At 59.3% G+C, this 14,387-nt stretch carries 12 protein-coding genes; 8 read left to right on the top strand and 4 right to left on the bottom strand.

Annotation, left to right across the window (positions count from 1 at the left end; genetic code table 11):
- From MKK51_RS12955 to MKK51_RS12930, 6 genes are all read left to right on the top strand, one after another.
- Positions 1–1,252: helix-turn-helix transcriptional regulator (locus tag MKK51_RS12955; RefSeq protein ID WP_243977608.1), on the top strand; the 1,252-nt coding region annotated here is incomplete at its 5' end.
- A 403-nt stretch (positions 1,253–1,655) separates the two neighbouring features.
- Positions 1,656–1,916, top strand: a complete 261-nt coding sequence (locus MKK51_RS12950; protein ID WP_243977607.1) for a GlsB/YeaQ/YmgE family stress response membrane protein — start codon at positions 1,656–1,658, stop codon at positions 1,914–1,916.
- A gap of 65 nt (positions 1,917–1,981) precedes the next feature.
- On the top strand, positions 1,982–2,938 hold the full coding sequence (locus MKK51_RS12945; protein ID WP_243977606.1) for a PhnA-like protein: 957 nt from the start codon (positions 1,982–1,984) through the stop codon (positions 2,936–2,938).
- Positions 2,935–3,435, top strand: a complete 501-nt coding sequence (locus MKK51_RS12940) for a YsnF/AvaK domain-containing protein (RefSeq protein WP_243977604.1) — start codon at positions 2,935–2,937, stop codon at positions 3,433–3,435. The genes MKK51_RS12945 and MKK51_RS12940 overlap by 4 nt, the downstream gene beginning before the upstream one ends.
- On the top strand, positions 3,432–4,334 hold the full coding sequence (locus MKK51_RS12935; protein WP_243977602.1) for a YsnF/AvaK domain-containing protein: 903 nt from the start codon (positions 3,432–3,434) through the stop codon (positions 4,332–4,334). The genes MKK51_RS12940 and MKK51_RS12935 overlap by 4 nt, the downstream gene beginning before the upstream one ends.
- A 386-nt stretch (positions 4,335–4,720) precedes the next feature.
- Complete coding sequence (locus tag MKK51_RS12930; protein ID WP_243977600.1) at positions 4,721–5,875, top strand: YihY/virulence factor BrkB family protein; 1,155 nt, start codon at positions 4,721–4,723, stop codon at positions 5,873–5,875.
- Positions 5,876–6,160: 285 nt separating this feature from the next.
- Here MKK51_RS12930 and MKK51_RS12925 read toward each other — a convergent pair whose 3' ends face one another.
- The 4 genes from MKK51_RS12925 to MKK51_RS12910 form a co-directional block, all read right to left on the bottom strand.
- Positions 6,161–6,904, bottom strand: a complete 744-nt coding sequence (locus MKK51_RS12925) for a dienelactone hydrolase family protein (RefSeq protein ID WP_243977598.1) — start codon at positions 6,902–6,904, stop codon at positions 6,161–6,163.
- Between the two features lie 246 nt (positions 6,905–7,150).
- On the bottom strand, positions 7,151–9,367 hold the full coding sequence (locus MKK51_RS12920; protein WP_243977597.1) for a putative bifunctional diguanylate cyclase/phosphodiesterase: 2,217 nt from the start codon (positions 9,365–9,367) through the stop codon (positions 7,151–7,153).
- An 84-nt stretch (positions 9,368–9,451) separates the two neighbouring features.
- The gene (locus MKK51_RS12915) at positions 9,452–10,948 is read right to left on the bottom strand and encodes a PAS domain-containing protein (protein WP_409565674.1); all 1,497 of its coding nucleotides are present in this window, start codon (positions 10,946–10,948) and stop codon (positions 9,452–9,454) included.
- Positions 10,949–11,013: 65 nt separating this feature from the next.
- A complete protein-coding gene (locus tag MKK51_RS12910) occupies positions 11,014–11,793 on the bottom strand; it encodes a GAF domain-containing protein (RefSeq protein ID WP_243977595.1) in 780 nt (259 codons plus the stop codon).
- A gap of 299 nt (positions 11,794–12,092) precedes the next feature.
- Between MKK51_RS12910 and MKK51_RS12905 the strand changes: the two genes are divergently transcribed.
- Positions 12,093–12,686: a recombinase family protein gene (locus tag MKK51_RS12905; protein WP_243977609.1), complete on the top strand. Its 594-nt coding sequence runs from the start codon at positions 12,093–12,095 to the stop codon at positions 12,684–12,686.
- 5 nt (positions 12,687–12,691) lie between these two features.
- Positions 12,692–13,126 (top strand): hypothetical protein, encoded by a 435-nt coding sequence (locus MKK51_RS12900; protein ID WP_243977594.1) that lies wholly within the window; start codon positions 12,692–12,694, stop codon positions 13,124–13,126.
- Positions 13,127–14,387 lie beyond the last annotated feature (1,261 nt).

Genomic DNA, 14,387 nt, shown 5'->3' with positions numbered 1-14,387 from the left:
GCGGGGGCTCGCTGGAGAGACGTTCCGCGATGCCGTGGTCGAGGTGCACCATGCACGGGATCCGACAAAGATCTGGATGCATCGTATTCGCAGCCTTGTCGTGACTGAGGCGGAGGGTCGTCCGACGGGCCTTGCCCTCATCATGCAAGACGTGAGCGATCACTACGAGGCGGAGGAACGCTTCGAGAGCATGTTCCGGGCAAATCCAGCCCCAGCCGTAGTGTGCCGGCTCTCCGACCTCCGCTACGTGAAGGTCAACCAGGGCTTCATCGACCTGACTGGCTTTAAGAGCGATCAGGTGCTCGGTCGGACGTTCACAGAGATTGACCTCCTGGGACAGTGCGAGCACCGCACGGCTGCCGTCGCCCACCTGCATGCTGGTACTCCCATCATTCAGGGTGAAGCGTGCCTTTGTGTCCCAGCCGACGCCGAAAAGTACGTGATCGTCGCCGGACATCCCATCGAAATGCCGGGCGGTGAGCGCTGCATGCTATTCACCTTCGCCGATTTGGAGGATCGCCAGAAGGCGGAGACGGAGTTGCGCCTGAGCGAAGAACGGTTCGCCAAGGCGTTCGAGCTCAGCCCAATCCCGACCGCTCTTCTGAGTTCGGAAGCGGAGGTGTCGACCAGTATCAATGAGGCTTATGCCGCAGCCTTCGGTGATGCAGCCGATGTCACATCCGTACCCTGGGTCGAGGAAACCGAGCGGACACGCTTCAAGCGCGAACTGCAGCGCTACGGTCGAGTCCGAGCCTTCGAGGGACGTTTACGGACCCGGCAGGGCGACATCCTCGATTGCCTCGTCTCCGCCGAGCCGATCACGGTGAACGGCAGCTCTGGCCTGCTTTGCGCCGTTCAGGACATCTCATCTCGAAAACGTACCGAGGCGGAATTGATCTCAGCCATTGAGGCCGTAATGGCGGACGCCTCATGGTTCAGCCACGGGGTGATCGAAAAGCTTGCTCTCCTGCGCAATCCTCCCCGCTCCGGCAAGGCACCGGTGACGGCCGAAAAGCTCACAGTCCGTGAGAGCGACATGCTGGAGGGCATCTGCCGTGGTGCGACTGACGAAGAGATCGCAGGGGATCTCGGCGTATCCCTCAGCACGGTGCGGAACCACGTCACCCGGCTCTATCGCAAGATCGGTGTGAACCGCCGCAGCGCCGTGATCGTCTGGGCCAGGGAGCGCGGGATTGGCGGAACCCCAACGAATGACGCGGGAACGTCGTCAAAACAGGGTCGAAAACACTAACTCGATTAGTCTAAAATATTAATATGTAAATTCTCGGAACATCGCCCCGTTGACTGTCTTGAGCGGCAGTAGCTCTGCTCGAAGCCAGCATCTCGGGAAGTGGCTCCAGGGCCAATACGAGGTGTGACGATGGGCAAGGGCCGAAAGGTTCTGTCGGATGATCACGCTCGAGCCCTGATCAAGCAGGCCATCGGGATGATCTTTGGGGACACGCAGGTTGAGGCGGAAGCCACAACCGAGATTGCAGCCATCGAGTCGAGGCATGCCACGGCCCGTCACAAACCAGTGAAAGCCCCACGTCCTCCAAAGGCGTGAGCAATCAACATTCCATCGTCTCTCGGCTCTCCCTCGCGCAGGCTCTGCGTCGAGCCCCCCGACGCACGTCTCAACACTGGAGCACACCATGTCCCTCATCGCCTGGATCGTTCTTGGCCTGATCGCCGGCTTCATTGGCAGCAAGATCGTCAACAACACTGGCCAGGGGCTGATCGTCGACATCCTGCTCGGCGTCGTCGGCGCCGTCGTCGGTGGCTTCCTGTTCAACCAGTTTGGCCAGCCCGGCGTGTCCGGCCTCAATCTCTACAGCCTGCTCGTCGCCATCGTCGGAGCGGTCGTCGTGCTGTGGCTCTACCACGCCCTCATGGGTCGTCGCCGGGTCCTCTGACCCCGTCGCCCGATCTCACTTGCGCCGATCCCGGCCCTGAAGACCAACCAGAAAGACTCAACACCATGGCTCTGGCCCCGGATACAACCCCACTCGCGATCAACCGCGACCTACCTGATACGAGCATCGTCACGCCGGCCGAGGACATGCGCACGATGATGCTGCATTCCGTCTCCTGGGGCGCTGTGTTCGCCGGGGCGGTCGCTTCGCTGATCACCCAGGTCATCCTCAACATGCTCGGCCTCGGCATCGGTTTGTCGACGGTCGATCCGATGGGCAACGGAACGCCGGAAGCCAGCTCCCTCGGCATCGGTGCCGGTCTGTGGTTCGTTGTCTCCGGGGTCCTTGCTGCGATTGCCGGCGGGTTTCTGGCTGGTCGTCTCTCGGGCAAGCCCTCCTCCTCGACGGCTGGCTATCACGGCCTGATCGCTTGGGCCGTCTCGACCCTCGTAATCCTTTATCTCCTCTCCTCGGCTGCCAGCGGCATCGTCGGTGGTGCGCTCGGTACTGCCTCATCTGCCATCGGTGGAGTCGGCAACGTTGTCGGCGGGTCCGTGCAGACTGCCGCTCAGGCAGCGGCGCCATCACTTACGAAGATCACGGACCCGTTCTCCGGCATCGAGGCCAATGTTCGCAACGGCACCGGATCCGATCCAGCCGCTCTCAAGGATGCCGCGGTGACCGCCATGCGTGCAGCTGTCACCGGTGACGGTGCCCAGCAGGCCGCTGCCCAGGAGAAGGCCGCCCAGGCTCTCGCCAAGGCTCAGAATATCTCGGTCGAGCAGGCCAAAGCGCAGGTTGCCCAGTACACCCAGCAGTTCAAGGAGACGGTTGCCGCGGCCAAGGAGCAGGCCAAGCAGATCGCCGACGCAACTGCGCGTCGTGTGTCTCAGGCTTCCCTCTTCGGGGCGCTGGCTCTGATCTTCGGAGCCTTGGCTGCCTTCTTCGCGGGTCGCGGCTCGGCAGTCGATCCGACGATCACCCGCACGGCTCCGAACACGCTCGGTGCACGTCGGTCATGAGCACCCGCGACCCCGCCGCGTCCAAGATCCACGGTCTTGGTACGCTTCCAGGCGATGCAGCGGAGGTTGCCCTGGGTCAGGAAGTCGTCCTTCCCCTGATCGAAGAAACTGCGCGCATCGATAAGCGCGCCGTCGAGACTGGACGGGTGCGGGTCTCGACCCGCACCGAGACCATCGACCAGGTCCTTCGCGAGACCCTGCGCAGCGACATGGTCGGGGTAACCCGGCTTCCGCTCAATCGGACGCTCGCCGAGGGCGAGGCCGTCCCACAGATCCGAACGGAGAATGGTGTGACCATCATCCCCGTGCTGGAGGAGATCCTCGTGGTTGAGAAGCGCCTTGTCCTCAAGGAGGAGGTGCATGTCCGCCAGACCACGTCAGGCGAGGATGTCGAGGTTCCGGTGATGCTGCGCCGGCAGCGCGCCGTGGTCGAGCGTATCGGCCCGGACGGCCAACAGAACGATCCCTTGCCTACCACTCCGGAGACGAAGCCATGAGCCAGACCATCACTGCGATGTACGATACCTACACCGACGCCACGGCCGCCCAGAACAAGCTCCTGGCGCTGGGCATCCCTGCCGCATCGATCAAGATCCTGTCGGGCACTCAAACCGCTCAGACCACCACGACCTCGGGCACTAAGCCAGACGAAGGATTCTGGGGCTCGCTCAAGGATCTCTTCATGCCTGAGGAAGATCGCTACGCTTACAACGAGGGTCTCAGCCGCGGCGGCACGATGCTGAGCGTGACCGTCGATGAGGCGCACACCGAGAAGGCCTACGATATTCTCGAAGAGCACGGCTCCGTCGACCTCGATGAGCGCGAGGCAAGCTGGCGCAAGGAAGGCTGGAGCGGTTACGAGGGGGCAACAGGTTCCTCGACTGTCGGTGCCGTCGGATCGACCGCTGGCACTACAGCCACACGAGCCGAAGGTGCCACCGAAGCGGTTGCCGCTCACAGCGCTGCTCAGACGGGGACCGACTACATCCCGGTGGTCGAGGAGCGCCTCAACGTCGGCAAGCGCATGGTCGATAGTGGCCGGGTGCGGGTACGCTCCTACGCGGTCGAGGAGGCCGTCAGCGAGAACGTGACACTTCACGACGAGACCGTGAGCGTCGATCGCCGCGTTGTTGATCGTGCCGTGGCGCCGGGGGACGAAGCCCTGTTCGCCGAGAAGGTGATCGAAGCGACCGAGACACGTGAGCAGGCAGTGGTGTCGAAGGACGCTCGCGTTGTCGGTGAAGTTGGTATCCGTAAGGATGCGACCCAGCGCACCGAGACCGTCTCTGACACTGTGCGTCGCACCGAAGTCGAGGTCGAGGACGGACGTGGAACTGTCAGCCGTACGGATGCGACGGGTACCACGACTGGGACGACTCCGCGCAAGCCGGTCTGAACCGAGATCCAGGAGGGGCCGACGTCGCCCCTCCTACTCGCATGACCATCGCGTTCCGGTGAAGGTGCTAGGGGCCTTGCATGACCGTCGAGCAAGTTTGCCTCGTGGTTGTTCTCAACCTCCTCGTTGGCATTTTCATCGCGCGGTCAGGCAAATTCCGCACGACTGCGTCTGCAAGATTGATCTTGGGAGCACTGATCCTTAGCGGTTTCGCGATGATCTGGCGCTCTCTCATGCTCTAACATCGTGCAGTCTGGATCCGACCCTAATCACAGGAGTCGATATCTGTGTCGTGGCGACAGTAACGAGTCGTAAGGTTGACGCAGATGTGCGTACGTTGGTCAACGCCGAGGCTCACTATCTGAGCTTGCTTCCTGAGATACCCCATGACCGACCGCATCCCAACATCCACGCCGCAACCGCGGACTCAGACCTCGCCGGCGATCTGGACCATTTTTTTGGGGACCGCACTTCTGGGGCTGGTGGCCCTACCGCGTCGGGCATCTGGTTCGCGGATCGAAGGCGGTTCAAACCAACTTGGAGCCGAGGACGGTCCAAAAATCCATAGCGGGATGAGTGCGGCCCAGGTTGCGAACACCGAGGCTGACCGAGGTCGCAAGGCAGCGAACCCATCCGAGATCCCCGTCCAGGGCTGGCTGGATATCGGCAAGCGCCTGTTCCAGGAGTTTGGTAACGACCGTGTGCTGCTGGTCGCGGCGGGTGTCACATTCTACGCAATCCTGGCTCTGTTTCCGGCCATCGGCGCGCTCGTTTCGATCTATGGCCTCGTTGCCGATCCCGCGACCATCAATGAGCAATTGGCCGCCCTTCAGGGCGTCATGCCGGGCGGTGCCCTCGACATTGTCGGCGAGCAGGTAAAGCGCATCGCCGCAAAGGGGGGCGGCACGCTTGGCTTCACGGCGGCCTTCGGCATACTCGTGTCGATCTGGAGCGCCAACGGTGGTATGAAGGCCATCTTCGACGCGCTCAACATCGTCTACGACGAGAAAGAAAAGCGAAATTTTTTCTGGTTGAACTTGCGTTCCCTTACCTTCACGGCAGGGGCGCTTCTGTTCGTAGTTCTAGCCCTCATTGGCATTGTCGTCGTTCCGGCCGCGCTGGCTTTCTTAAATCTGGGCTCGATGGAGTGGGTCATCGCCTTGGCACGGTGGCCGATCCTGCTCTTTGTTGTCCTAGGCAGTCTGGCCCTCCTGTACCGGTACGGTCCAAGCCGGGAAGCTGCGAAATGGCGCTGGGTGACCTGGGGGAGCGCTGTCGCAGGCCTCCTCTGGGTCGTCGTGTCGGCGCTGTTCTCGTGGTACGTGTCGAGCTTCGGCAACTACAATGAAACCTACGGCTCTCTTGGCGCCATCATCGGCTTCATGACCTGGATCTGGATCTCGACCACGATCGTGCTGCTCGGGGCAGAGTTGAACGCCGAGATGGAACATCAGACGGCCGCAGATACGACCACGGGCCGGCCTGAGGAACTTGGTGCGCGCAAGGCGAAGGTGGCCGACACGGTCGCAGCTTCCACCTGAGAGGATGGCATGGCGTGCGTCCTGCCGCGTTCGTCAACCTGCTCCTTAGAGTATGTCCTGTTCGTCTATCTACACCGCGGGGTGAGACGACTTCTACCTATCCACGCCAAACAACGAACCTACCTCCATTCATGTCGGATATCCGACGGTATTTCCGACAATCAGCATCGCCGGCGTCGGCATGACCCCATTGTGAAGCGGACATCCTGCTTTCGACCCGACTTTGCCGTTCAAACCCGTTCACTGTCTGCCCAAAAGCTGACGGTGAATCAGCGCAGCAAGCAGTCAGTTTTCACCTTGCAGGGTTCGACCGAACAGCGCGAGCATGTCGTCCCAACCACGTTCGGCTGCGGCGGGATCGTGGACGGGGAAGTCCGGCATCATCCAGCCGTGCGCGGCCGGATAGGTCCGCGTGTCGTACCGTACGCCAGCCTGCGTCAGCGTCGTTTCCAACCGCTCGGCCATCGCCGGCGGGTAGCTGCCGTCGTCCGTGGCAGCTGCGACGTAGACCTCCGCCTTGAGCCTCGGCGCGAAGAGGTGCGGGCTCGTCGGCGCGTCGGTTGCGAGGTTGCCGCCGTGGTAGCTCGCCGCCACAGCGAACCGGTCGGGGTAAGTCCCGGCAGCAGCCAGGGCCATGCCGCCCCCCATGCAGAAGCCCACCGCCCCGAAGGTGTAGCCCGCAACGTCGGCCCGCGTATCGAGGTAGGCGAGAAAGCCCGCAGTGTCCTCCGCAGCCTTGTCGTTTCCGGTCGTGGTCATCAACGGACCGAGGATGACACGGAAGTCGCCCGCGAAAACCTCCTTGGGCACGAACGGTCCGTAGGGACCGTAGCGGTAAAACAGGTCCGGCAGCAGGACGACGTAGCCAGCGTCGGACAGGCGCCGTGCCATGTAGAACATCGTCGGCCGGATGCCGCCAGCGTCCATGTAGAGGATCACACCCGGCCATGGTCCGGTGCCGGCGGGGATCATGACATGAGAGGGGCAATCCCCGTCACGTGTCCGGATCGAGATTTGCTCGTTTGGCATCGGGCGCTCCTCGGCCAGACATGTGCAATGTCCACATTAAACCGTTTACGACGTTGAGCGGACTAACCGCAAACCACCCAACTCAGTCGTAGAGTGAACCAGCGCGTATCAGACCGTATAAGACATTGGTCCTATCAACTGCAGTGTTAGCTATCCGATCGTTTTGCCTACGTAAGAAATTTAAATAAACGCTTCTAGGAGAAAACTTATTTAGCGTAGAGAAGCCAGATTTAAATCACGATGTGGTCATCCGAGGATCCGTTGCACTGCGGAGGGACATCGCCTTTTGGAAGCAGGGGGCTCGAGGCCGAATGTCGCTGCAAAGACCGACGCGGGCATTGGCCGCCCGAACAGATAACCCTGCGCTTCCTGACAGCCCTTGCCAATGAGGCGCTGCTCCTGTTCCTTAGTTTCGACGCCTTCCGCGATGACCGCGAGTCCAAAACTTCGACTGAGGTCAAGTACTGCCCGGACAATGGCTGCGTCCTGAGGGCTTTCGCACATTGCGCGAACGAAGCTTTGGTCAATCTTGAGCCGGGTCAATGGGAACCGCTTGAGAAGGCTAAGTGAGGCGTAGCCTGTGCCGTAATCATCGAAGGCGATGCTCACGTCGGCATTATTGAGGTCACGCAAGGTGCTGACGAGTTCAGTGTCGTGGTGCAGGATGATGTTTTCCGTGATCTCCAACTCGAGGCTCGACGCTGGGAGCTGAGCGTTGGATAGTGCGAAGAGAACTTTCTCGATCAGGTCGCCCTGCTTGAACTGAGCACTGCATAGATTGACTCCCATACGGAAGTTCGGGGCTCCTAAGGCGCGCCAAGTAGCCGCTTGAGCACAAGCCGTCTGCAAGACCCAATCACCAACGACCGCGGCATAGGGGCTGGCGTCAAGGGTTGTTAAAAAAGCTGCTGGAGCCAGTAGTCCACGTTCAGGATGCTGCCAACGGATCAAAGCTTCAGCCCCAACGAGGGCTCCGTCGCTCAAGCGGACCTGAGGTTGGTAGAATAGCACAAACTCGTTGTGCTTAACGGCGTAGCGCAAGGCCTCTTGAGAAGCTCGCTCCCGGCGAGCGGCCAGTCGAAGTTCGGGGGTGAACAATCGATAACGGCGTCGGCCTTCCGCCTTGGCTTGGTAGAGGGCCATGTCGGCATAGGTCAGTAATTCCTCCGGGTGTTTCCCATGGCTTGGACTGATTGCGATGCCGACACTGACACCCAGATTGAGCACCTGCTCATTGATGACGAACGGCTCTGCGAGGGCGCGCACGATAGCCTGCGCGATGTCCGCTGCGCGGAAAGGATCCGTGATGTCAGGAAGCACAATGGCAAACTCGTCCCCACCCAATCGGGAGACGGTATCGACCGCGCGAACACAGCTCAGCAGGCGTTCGGCTGTATGTTTCAGTACTGTGTCTCCGGCTGCGTGCCCCAGGGCATCATTCACTCCCTTGAAGCCATCGAGGTCCAACATCAGGAGCGTCATTGGCTGTGATTGTGCGAGGACCTCCTTAATCCGATTACGCAGAACTGTGCGGTTTGGCAGCTCGGTCAAGGGATCGAGATGCGCCAGGCGGAACAAGCGCTCCTCATTGGCCCGGCGATCACGAATGTCTCGCACGATCGAACCGAATGCGGACCGACCGTTCTCGCTCCACATCGATAGCGAGAGTTCGATTAGGAACTCGGTGCCGTCCTTATGCTGCGCCGGTAACTCGACCGTGGTTCCCACAAGACGTGGTGTTCCACCGGTTGCTACACGATGCAAACTACCGCCATGCCCACATCGCATTCGGTCGGGAACAATGAGATCGATGCTTTGTCCGACCGCCTCCTCGGATGTATAACCGAATAAGCGTTCTGAAGCGACATTCCAGAACGTAATCAAACCTTGTTGGTTGGCGCAGATAATACCGTCTGGCGACGTTCCGGCAATATTTTCGAAACGAGATTGACTTTCTTGGTGTAATACCTCGAGCCGATGGAGCTCCATACGATCGAACACCAAGCCTGCAAGGGCTTGCAAAGTTCGTTGGTCCCCCTTGGAAAAGCTCGAGCGGGGTTTGGTGTCGGTCAGGCAGAAGGCTCCAACGGCGTGGCCGGCAGATGACCGCAAGGGAACGCCGGCATAAAATCGTACGTGTGCCGGACCAATGACAAATGGGTTGTCGTAAAAGCGTGCGTCACGTGAGGCGTCGAGCACGACAAGTGGCTCTTTTTGTCGAATAGTGTAATCACAAAAGGTCATCTTGCGGTCGACTTGACTGAGAGCAAGCCCAACCTTGGCATGAAAGTGATTTTGATCTGCGTCTATCAAGGACAAAAATGCGGTAGGTACATTGAATAACTGTGCGGAAAGCTCGACGATATGGGTAAAAGATGGATCGTCCGCGGAGCCGATAAGTTCATACTCGGCCAGAGCCCTTAAACGCGCATCTTCCTCTTTACCGGCTGGACAGGGGCGCACAATAACGACTCCGTATAATCATAGTAGCACTATATTAAGGAATTTAATCTTAAGAGGTGTTGCATAGAAGTGATTTGGTGCATATTAGGCCGCTTTGGAGACAAGCCTGACTTTCTGTGTCGCGATATCGACCTCCTCGGTAGAGCGGGCGATCTCGTTGAGGCTGCCGGTGATGCGGCTTACCCCGTTCGAAGCTGTCTGCATGCTGGACGACATCTCGCGCGTGACGGCGCTCTGCTCCTCTACTGCCGCCGAGATGGCGCTGGCGACCTCGTTGAGAGTCATGATCGTGTTCTGGATGGAGGAAATCGCCCCCACGGCCTCCTGCGTCGCTTGCTGGGTTGACAGGATCTGGGTGCCGATCTGCTCGGTGGCCTTCGAGGTTTGGGCGGCAAGGGCCTTCACCTCCGTAGCGACCACGGCGAAGCCCCGTCCCGCCTCGCCGGCCCGCGCGGCCTCGATGGTGGCATTGAGAGCGAGCAGGTTGGTCTGGGCGGCGATGCCCTGGATCAGGGCGACGACCTCACCGATGCGCGTGGCGGCGCCGGAGAGGCCGGCGATGATCGCGCTAGTCTCCTGGGCCTGCTTCACCGCCTGGCCGGAGATCTCGGAGGCATGAGTGACCTGCATGCTGATCTCGGAGACGGAAGCCGCCAGTTCCTCGGCGCCGGAAGCGACGGTCTGGATGTCTGAGGAAACCTGGGTTGAGGCCTGGGCGGCCTGTCCCGCCTGTCGCGAGGCACCCGTGGCGGCACCGGCGATGGCGTTTAGCTCGGTGGCGATGGAGACCTGGAGGGCGGCGCGGTTCTGGCGTTCGAGCACCTGTCGAGTCACGTCAGTGGCGAACTTGACGACTTTAAGCGGTCGCCCGTCACGGTCGAAGATCGGATTGTAGGTGCCCTGGATGAAGACCTCACGGCCGCCCTTGGCCAGTCGCCTGTACTCGTCGGCCTGGTACTCCCCTCGTCCGAGGCTCTCCCAGAAGCGTTTATACTCGGCGCCGGCGCGCAGATCGGGATCGACGAACAGGTTGTGGTGCCGTCCCTGAATCTCGGAGAGGCCATAGCCCATCACATCGAGGAAGTTCTGGTTGGCGGCGAGGATCGTACCGTCGATGGAGAACTCGATTACCGCCTGCGAACGATGCAGAGCTATGACCTGTCCCTCAAAATTGATAGTCTTCATCACCCGATCGGTGATGTTGGAGGCGAACTTCACAATACGAATGGGCCTGCCGTTGCGGCCGAGGATGGGAGTATAGGTTGCTTGCAGCCAGACTTCGCACCCATCTTTGCCGATGCGTTTGAACTCGCCAGCCTGAAAGTTGCCGTCGGAAAGCGTAGCCCAAAAGGCGTGATATGCCTGGCTTTCCTTGACGGCCGGATCGACGAGCAGGCTGTGATGCTTCCCTTGGATCTCAGACAGTTCGTAACCGACCGCGTCAAGGAAATTCTTGTTGGCTGTTAGTATCTTACCATCGAGTGTAAACTCTACGCGGCATTGAGAGCCGTCGATCGCTGTTAGCAAAACTCGGTGCTTTGACTGGAAAATTGCCACGACGAGCCCCCTCGCCCCGTACATAAGCGTACGGATACGGACCTAAAAGAGCCTAAGAATATTAATAATATCTGAATCAGGAATGATTATCAATTGATGGTTTTTACTAGGCGCACTCCATCAGATCCGATGAAAAATATTCCAGCATGCTCGAAAGCACGGCGTATTTCTAATACTGATGTGCTACGAACTTTTGCCTTAACATTCCGTGCCTCAAGCCTCTTTATCGTGTTGACGGACACATGAGCTTCAGTTGCTAATTTAGATATTGTCCAGTCAAGTAAAGCTCTAGCAGCACGTATTTGTGCGGCGTTCAGATTGTTCTGGTGGCTGAAATCAAAACCGTTATGTATGTTCTGCTCTATCCCAACAAAAGATGAATTTATGTCTTTGAGCCATATCTCTCCAACAACGAGATGTGCAAGACCAGTAAGCCGAGCCACATCGGATGGCTCAAAGCCGCGCGGCTTACTATCGGCAATACAAAGTGTTCCGATCCTTATCTGAGGTGCAATGATCAGGGGAGCGCCCGCATAAAAGCGGATATACGGGGCACCCTTTACGAATGGATTATTGGCAAACTGTGAGTGTTTTGTAGCATCGTGGACCACATACACGGTGTCATGCATAATGGTATTCTTGCAAAAAGATAGTTCACGCGGGGTGTTCGTCGCAGCGGGGCCACAGGCGGATTTAGTCCAAACCGTATCAGCATCTACTAGAGAAATAGCAGTAATAGATGTAGAAAAATGTTTCTGCGCGACATTCACTATCCGATCTAACTCTGATTTATCAGATGATTCAATGAGATTAAGTCGTTTTAAAGCCTCCAATCGCAGAAATTCATTATTAGATTGATAGGAAACCATTCCAGCCGCCTAGATAAGAGCTTAGAAAGCAAGCAGATATGAGTGAGCGATGGTTCTATCAGAACCACTGCTAAATACCTTTTGTGTGCGAGTATACCGTTTTTGAGTCTCCTTCGTCTAGATACTGCGTGGATGGAGCCCTGCGCTCGAGACATGACTATTGCATGTCGGATATCCGTTCGTTTTCCCGACGAATGATGGATGCGTCTGGGACACGGATCGAAACAGCCCCGTTTCTGTCGGGAAAATATGACTGGTTTTCTATTGCCAGATAAACGTTCTTGAATCACTATCCCGACATGCTCGTCGGATATGCCCGCGTCTCCACCCTCGATCAGAACCTCGACCTTCAGCGTGATGCGTTGACCAAGGCCGGGTGCGAACGGCTGTTCGAGGAGAAGAAGTCTGGCAAAGCCGGTACGAAGCGGCCTGAGTTCGATGCCGCCCTCGCTTACCTACGCCCGACCGATGTGCTGGTGGTGTGGAAGCTCGATCGGCTCGGTCGCTCGCTCGTCGAGATGATGCGCACGATCGACAGCCTCCGCACGAAGGAGATCCACTTCCGCAGCCTCACCGAGCAGTTCGATAGCGACACTGCTCACGGTCGCTTCGCCCTGCAGATGCACGGGGCCATGGCCGAGTACTTTCTCGACCTGAACCGCGAGCGGACGATGGAAGGGCTGAAGGCGGCCCTCGCCCGCGGCCGGAAGGGCGGCCGACCGAAGAAGCTCACCGAGGCCGATCTCGAAGTTGGCCGCGCCCTGCTGCACTCGGGCACCATCTCGATCGCCGCCATCGCCAAGCGCCTCGGGGTCAGTCGGGACACCTTCTACAGCTACTTCCCCCAAGCCCGGGCACGCAGCCAGGCTGCTGTCGTAGCCAGGGGGACATGATCGCAATGCCAATCCGGCGCGAGCACCGCTTCTACTACCCGATCGACTGGCCCCAGCTTTCCGCCGTGATCCGCTTCCGGCGGGCAGGAGGCGCCTGCGAGGGATGCGGGCGGCCGCATGGGCAGACGATCTACCATTTGGGCGACGGACGCTGGTGGGATGCCTCGACCGGCTGTTGGCGCGATGGGAGGGGACACACTCTCCAAAGCCTGCCGAGCTTCGAGGACCTTGGACGTCTGCGCTCGACCAGGGTGGTGCTTGCGACCGCGCATCGCGACCACGACACCGGCAACAACACGGACAAGAACCTCGCCGCGTTCTGTCAGCGCTGCCACATGAACCATGACCGGCCGGAGCATCAGCGTCGCCGATGGCGGACGCTGTTCCGGCGCAGAGCGTCTGGCGATCTGTTCAGGGGACCTTACCCGCCTCCGTCCTGAAGCATCCCCTTCCCTCTTGCTCCCAAACTCGCCGACCGCACGATCCTGTGCGAGCTTGACCTTAATCAAGGTGCCCGATGGAAAGGGGTCTGTGATGCCGATCTCGAAACGTCAGCTTGCAGCCTCGCTCCTGAGCACCCTGCATATCGAAGCTCGGGATATGATGGTGGGTTTCCTCCAGCAGGAGGCGACTAAGTTCCTGGATGCGCCCTTTGCCAACACCAAAGTTGCCGTCGTGCGACAGGTCTGGGGCACACGTGGGATGGAGTTTCGAGCTCTGGACATAGAGGTCTCCGGATTATGCGAGCTCCTTCATGCCCTGCAAGGTATCCCCTCTGAGACGCCGTTGGTGCAGGAGATCCTCCGCTTGGGACCTCATACCCTCTACGTTTTTCATCATGGCGATGGGTGTCAGATCGTCGGCGCGGTTCTGCATGGGAAAGCGAATGTCCCACTCCCCGTGTCGATGGTGCCTCACCGCGGGCGTAAGCGAAGCCGTATCCACTGTGCATCTGCGTCGAGCCAACTTGACCTTTTCGCCTCAGTCTCAGCCTAGCGCGTCGACAGCCTTTCGCCCGACCCATCGGATTGGCCTCCCTATCGCCCCTCCCCTTTTCGAACATGCCTATGGCGCCGGCGGCTGATCCCCTCTGGCTGTTCGGCCAGGATCCGAGCAGCGCACAGGGCACCTCCTGGCTAGACGTTCTCGAGTTTTTGGCCTGTGTGAAGGGATCGGTTGCAGCCGCAGGCTCGTACTTCGACTTCACTACGAGTTGCCCCCCGCCCCCCTTTGCGCTGGCGGGGGTACGCGCTAACCTTCGCATGACAGCCAGACCTCGCCTCCGAGATGGAAAAGCGCGAGGGTTTGCGAGGGTTTGCGAGGGTTTTTTCAAACCCTCGCGGGGCCAAAACCAACGACATAACAATGACTTGCGAGCGCTGTGCGAGGGTTGCGAGGGTTTAGCCCTCGCGCGCGCACGTGAGTCACGGGGGGAATGGGGGCCGCTTTTTCAAGAATTTCTATATGTACGTTACGACCCAAACCCTCGTTACCCTCGCAAGAGAGTCCCTAAAGGTCTTATACAAAAGAGAAAATCGGCCCGCGAGGGTTTGAAAAAACCCTCGCAAACCCTCGCAAACCCTCGCGCAGTCCCAAACCTGGCTTCGGTCCCGGCGCCATGCCTTGGCGTTTCATTTTGGGGATAACCCAGCGAGAGCTGGCAGAAGTAGAGGCGGCAGGGCTTCGATGCAGGAGCGCCTT

It is taken from the genome of Methylobacterium sp. E-045 (assembly GCF_022829685.1).
Classification (GTDB): Bacteria; Pseudomonadota; Alphaproteobacteria; order Rhizobiales; family Beijerinckiaceae; genus Methylobacterium.
This window is presented reverse-complemented; position numbering and strand designations above follow the sequence as displayed.

Excerpts from the sequence above, each read along its gene's own strand:
- MKK51_RS12950 (WP_243977607.1), top strand. The coding sequence starts at position 1,656 with ATGTCCCTCATCGCCTGGATCGTTCTTGGCCTGATCGCCGGCTTCATT.
- MKK51_RS12945 (WP_243977606.1), top strand. The coding sequence starts at position 1,982 with ATGGCTCTGGCCCCGGATACAACCCCACTCGCGATCAACCGCGACCTA.
- MKK51_RS12940 (WP_243977604.1), top strand. The coding sequence starts at position 2,935 with ATGAGCACCCGCGACCCCGCCGCGTCCAAGATCCACGGTCTTGGTACG.
- MKK51_RS12935 (WP_243977602.1), top strand. The coding sequence starts at position 3,432 with ATGAGCCAGACCATCACTGCGATGTACGATACCTACACCGACGCCACG.
- MKK51_RS12930 (WP_243977600.1), top strand. The coding sequence starts at position 4,721 with ATGACCGACCGCATCCCAACATCCACGCCGCAACCGCGGACTCAGACC.
- MKK51_RS12925 (WP_243977598.1), bottom strand. The coding sequence starts at position 6,904 with ATGCCAAACGAGCAAATCTCGATCCGGACACGTGACGGGGATTGCCCC.
- MKK51_RS12915 (WP_409565674.1), bottom strand. The coding sequence starts at position 10,948 with ATGTACGGGGCGAGGGGGCTCGTCGTGGCAATTTTCCAGTCAAAGCAC.
- MKK51_RS12910 (WP_243977595.1), bottom strand. The coding sequence starts at position 11,793 with ATGGTTTCCTATCAATCTAATAATGAATTTCTGCGATTGGAGGCTTTA.
- MKK51_RS12905 (WP_243977609.1), top strand. The coding sequence starts at position 12,093 with ATGCTCGTCGGATATGCCCGCGTCTCCACCCTCGATCAGAACCTCGAC.
- MKK51_RS12900 (WP_243977594.1), top strand. The coding sequence starts at position 12,692 with ATGCCAATCCGGCGCGAGCACCGCTTCTACTACCCGATCGACTGGCCC.